This window comes from uncultured Thiodictyon sp. (genome assembly GCF_903946935.1).
Lineage (GTDB): Bacteria > Pseudomonadota > Gammaproteobacteria > Chromatiales > Chromatiaceae > Thiodictyon.
This window is the reverse complement of sequence record NZ_CAJAXH010000066.1, coordinates 1-4,904: the sequence shown is the minus strand read 5'-3', so window position 1 is coordinate 4,904 and position 4,904 is coordinate 1. Positions and strand designations below refer to the sequence as shown.

Here is a 4,904-nt window from a genome sequence, read left to right as displayed (position 1 = left end):
TGGTGCGCCGCACCAGCTGGGCCGCGTCGAATTTCGTCACATCAACCCCAGACCCGGAATCCCTCGTCATTTCCCGCCAGGACTGGCAATGCGTGCTGGATCAACTGGCCTCGACTCCCTGAAATGGCCAAAGTCGAGATTAAGCCCCCTGTTCATCGCGCTTTCCGACGCGCTTTCCGACCAGTAAGGCCGCCGATCGCCGCTCCATGTTCGCCGTGTCGCCCAAGGGCATGACCGTCGTCATCGCCGGCACGACGCTCCTGATCGCCGCTGCCCGGATCTTGGCCAAGCGGACCACCGGCGTGGCCTTGAACATCATGAACGCCGACCAATCCCAATCCTGAAGCGACCATCCCGAAGCAACCCCGAAGCAACCCAGGAGAGCCGATTCGCATGAACCGCCGCCAGTTTCTCGCCACCGGCAGTGCCGGTCTAGCGAGTGTCGCCCTTCCCAGGTTCCTGGGCGCCGCGCCCAATGCCACGGACCTGACCCAGCCCGCGCCCGCCAATCCATTCCTCGAGTGGTTCGGCATCGATGAGGCACTGATCCGCCGGGTGATGTCCGAGCTGACGGCCAACGGGGCCGCTATCGCCGAGCTCTACTTCCAGCACAAGCGCACCAACCTCATCCGGATGCAGGACGGGCTGGCCAGTCAGGCGTCGAGCGACATCGCCCAGGGGGTCGGACTGCGCGTCGTGGTCGCAGGGCAAACGGGCTATGCCTTCACCGAGGACCTGACCCCCGAGTCCATGCTGCGCGCCGCCCGCGTCGCCGCGACCATTGCGAACGGCGCGCGGGCGCCTGTCCCGGTGCATTTCGACCCCCGGCGTCAGGGCGATCTCTATCCGGTTGAGCGCCCCTGGTCCGAGGTCGGGCTCGACGAGAAGCTGCCGCTGATTCAGAAAGTGGAGGCGTTGGTGCGTGCCGCCGATCCGGCCATCGACAAGGTCACGGTGCAATTGACCGATACCGACGAGCGGGTGCTGATCGCGACGCTCGACGGGCACCTGCTCGTGGATCGGCGGCCCAGCGTCCTGCTGGGGCTGATGGTCACGGCCAAGCGCGGCGCCAAGACCCAAAGCAACCTGGGCTCGCTCGGGGCGCGGGACGGACTGAGCTTCTACACCGACGGGCGCCTCAAGGCGCAGGTGGACGAGGTGGTGGCGCGCACCCTGGTGCTGTTCGACGCCAAGCGGCCGCCGGCCGGCGAGATGCCCGTCATGCTGGCCGCGGGCGCGAGCAGCGTGCTGCTGCATGAGGCGATCGGTCACGGCATGGAGGCCGACTTCAACCGCATCGGCACCAGCATCTACTCCGACATGATCGGCAAGCCGGTGGCGGCGCCCTTCGTCAACGTGGTCGATCAGGGCAACCTGCCGCATGAGCTCGGCACGCTCAACATGGACGACGAGGGCAACGCCACGGGCCGGGCGGCCCTGGTGGAGAAGGGTATCCTCAAGTCCTATCTGCACGACAACCTCTCGGCCCGCCATTACGGTATCGATCGGGACGGCGTCGCGCACGTCGGCTCCGGCCGGCGCGAGTCCTATCGCTTCCCGATCCTGCCGCGCATGACGACTACCTTCATGGAGAACGGCCCCCATACGCGCGAGGAGATCGTCGCCGCCATCGACCGCGGCATCGTCGCCGAGACCTTCACCGGCGGTCAGGTCGCCATCGGCCCCGGCGATTTCACCTTCTATGTCAAGAACGGCTGGCTGGTGGAGGGCGGCAAGATCACCGCCCCGATCAAAGACGTGAACTTGATCGGCAACGGCCCCGAGGCGCTCAAGCGCATCACCATGGTCGCCAACGACTTCAAGCTCGACCCCGGCGGCTGGATCTGCGGCAAGTACAGTCAGAGCGTGCCGGTCTCCATCGGCATGCCCTCGGCCCTGGTCTCGCGCATGACCGTCGGAGGCGAAAATGTCTGAGCCGAGCACCCAAACCCAGACCCAGAACGAGGCTCCGGCTGCCGAGGCGCTGCTGGCGCGTGCGCGGCAGGCGGTGGAGATGGCCCGCGCCGCGGGGGCCGACGACGCCTGGGCCACGGCCGTCGAGAAGCGCAGCGTGAGCTTACAGTTTCGCGACGGTAAACCGGAAACGGTGTCGGATGCGACTACGCGCGCACTCGATATCAAGCTCTATGTCGGCGGGCGCTACGGGGTCTATTCCACCACCGACCTGCGCGAGCCGCGGCTGCGCGAGTTTATCCGCGAGGCGGTGCCGCTGACCCGCCAACTCCAGGCGGACCCCGACCGGCGTATCACGCCGCCCGCCTTGTTTCCAGTCGACGACACGGGCGATGTCCTGCAACTGCAAGACCCGGCGATCGCGCGTCTGGACAGCGGGCAGCGACTGGAATGGTGTCGCGAGATGGACGCCCTGGTCCATGCCGAGCCGCGCCTGATCTCCGCCACTAGCACCGCCGAGGACAGCCAGATCCACATCGCCAACGCGAGTTCCAACGGCTTCGGCCGCGGCTACGCCAAGACCACCACGTCGCTGGGCGTGAACCTGTCCATGCGCGATCAAGGCACCGGCGCGCAGCAGAGCGAGCGCCGCGCGGAGGGGGGCGATAGTGCCGACTGTCTGCACCTGGGCGATCTGCCGAGCGCGCAGCGCATCGCCGAAGGTGCCCTTGCGCGGGCGCGGGCGCGCCTGGGGGGCCGCCAGGGGCCGACGATCAAGACCACAATGGTGGTCGAGTCGCGGGCGGCGATCACGCTGATCCGGGACCTGCTCGCGTCCGCCACGGCGGCCAACATCCAGCAAGGGCAGTCCTTCTGGCCGGCCCTGATCGACACACCGGCCTTCAGCGACAAGCTCACCATCGTCGACGACCCGCTGCGCCCGCGCGGACTGGGGTCGCGCCCTTACGACCGGGAAGGCATCGCCGCCCGCCGCCTGGTCCTGGTCGAGCAAGGCCGCCCCAAGGCTGCCTATGCCGACACCTATTACGGCGCCAAGGCGCGGCTCCCCATCACCACCGGCGAGCCCTCCAATCGGGTCGTCCAGCCCGGCACGCGCACCCTGGTCGAGTTGGTGCGCGCGGCCGGCGACGGCATCCTGGTCACCGGCTGGGCCGGCGGCAACGCCGACCCGACCACCGGCGCCTTCTCGCAGGGACTCGACGGCCACATCATCCGCAATGGTGAGATCGCCGAGCCCGTGGTCGGCATGATCGTCACCGGCAGCCTGCCCGCACTGTTTGCGAGCCTGGTCGAGGTGGGCAACGACCCCTTCCCCTATGCCGCCCTGCTGACGCCCTCGCTGGTGTTCGAGAACGTGCAGTTCAGTGGGGCCTGATGAAGCCGCCTGCCATGCGTTCGTCATGCAAGAGGGCCAGACCTAAGGCCGGCGCGCGATCGCCGACGCGCCGGTCTTGGCGTCTTGGCGTGAGCAATTCCCGGATTTTGGATAAACCCCAGTACTGAAACCACCAAGGAGACGAGCCCCATGAAAACAGGATCGATCGCCGCCGCCATGCTCCTCTGTGCGGGCGCCGCACAGGCCGGCATCCCCACGCTCAATGTCGTCTGTCCCGAAAACCTCAATGTCCATGCGGACCAGGGCGGGCCGGTCTGGATCAACGGCAAAAAGACCAAGCTCAAGCAGGTCAATGCCGACTACTACGAGGCCACCGGGTCGGGCGTGACGCTATCGATCTCGATGAGCGCGGACGGCGCGGCGACGGTGAGCTATACCGGCAAGCACGGCGCCAACGGCATTTGCAGCGCGTCCGAGTCCGCGTCCGGCGCGCCCGCGCCGCATACGGCCGCCAGCGGCACCAAGGCCGCCGAACAGGCGTGCCTGGCCGCGGTCGCGAAGACGGTCAACCTGCCGCGCGGCAAGCTGTCGGTGCAGGACGTCTCGACCGCCGAATCGGGGATCTCGGTCATGGTCAAGGTACCTAAGGCGACCGCGCCCTGGTCCTGTCTGAGCGATGCCAAGGGGCATGTGAGCGGCGTCATGTTCACCGGTAAAGACGGCGACTGAGCGCCGACATCAGGCGGTTTCCGAAAAGCTGCGTAGCCGTCCCGAATGTTTCGGGGACCGGTGGGCATAGCGGCTTTGCGAACCGTTTTAGACGGTTTCGGGCGGGGCGAATGCCCCGTCCGGCGCGGATCTTCGCCATCAATGTTACGTCGAGCCCGGCACCGGGCGACCAATGATCGGCCGCCGGATTGCCCCCGCTACCCCGGCTCGCGACGGGCCGGTTGCGTAGGCGACGGCGACGGCGACGGCGACGCGCAATCATCTCCTGACGCGATCCAACCGGGGGTACGAACCATGGCAAGCCTCACCATCCGCAATCTGTCCGAAGATACGAAGACGAAGCTCAAGGAGCAGGCCCAGGCGAGCGGGCGCAGTCTCGAAGCCTACGTCAAAGGCTTGCTTGATCGGGCCACCGAGCAATCCACTCTCCGGCATCAAGCGGCATTTCCATACGATTTGATGGAGCTTGTCGCGCCGGGAGACGACATCGACGTCTTCATCGCGCAGCAGGATCGCGCCCAGCCGGTCGTTGACCTGTGATCCTGCTTGATACCAACGTCCTTTCGGAGGGCGCACCGTGAAGGTGGGCGACGGTCAGATCGCGGCCATCGCGCTGGACCGCGGCATGCCCGTTGCGACCAGAGACACGGGCGATTTCTTCCCCACCGGGGTGGACTTGATCAATCCATGGTCATCCTGACCGCATGAGAATACGCAATTGACCGTCCCGGTGGTTTTCGTCAAGGCCGGCCGCAGACCCGAACACGGCAAATCCGTTCTAGCCCGCCGTGGCTGGCCGTCCCCGCCGACGGCGGGAATTTTCGGTCATGCCCAGGTAGTCGAACACCAGGCGGACGTTGCGTGCCAGGCGCTGGATGGTGGCGGCGACGGTGTCGCGGGATTT

At 66.9% G+C, this 4,904-nt stretch carries 6 protein-coding genes; all 6 read left to right on the top strand.

The window, feature by feature from the left end; all coding sequences use genetic code 11:
* Positions 1-206 precede the first annotated feature (206 nt).
* A complete protein-coding gene (locus QZX93_RS05945) occupies positions 207-344 on the top strand; it encodes a hypothetical protein (protein WP_295386157.1) in 138 nt (45 codons plus the stop codon).
* 49 nt (positions 345-393) lie between these two features.
* Positions 394-1,935 carry a TldD/PmbA family protein gene (locus tag QZX93_RS05940; protein ID WP_295386156.1) on the top strand — a complete coding sequence of 514 codons (1,542 nt, stop codon included), beginning with the start codon at positions 394-396 and terminating at the stop codon, positions 1,933-1,935.
* Positions 1,928-3,310 (top strand): TldD/PmbA family protein, encoded by a 1,383-nt coding sequence (locus QZX93_RS05935; RefSeq protein ID WP_295386154.1) that lies wholly within the window; start codon positions 1,928-1,930, stop codon positions 3,308-3,310. The genes QZX93_RS05940 and QZX93_RS05935 overlap by 8 nt, the downstream gene beginning before the upstream one ends.
* 150 nt (positions 3,311-3,460) lie before the next feature.
* Entirely contained in the window at positions 3,461-4,000 is a 540-nt protein-coding gene (locus QZX93_RS05930) for a hypothetical protein (RefSeq protein WP_295386152.1), read from the top strand.
* Positions 4,001-4,294: 294 nt separating this feature from the next.
* Complete coding sequence (locus QZX93_RS05925) at positions 4,295-4,540, top strand: hypothetical protein (RefSeq protein WP_295386150.1); 246 nt, start codon at positions 4,295-4,297, stop codon at positions 4,538-4,540.
* Between the two features lie 37 nt (positions 4,541-4,577).
* Positions 4,578-4,700, top strand: a complete 123-nt coding sequence (locus tag QZX93_RS05920) for a hypothetical protein (protein ID WP_295386148.1) — start codon at positions 4,578-4,580, stop codon at positions 4,698-4,700.
* The last annotated feature ends 204 nt before the right edge of the window (positions 4,701-4,904 follow it).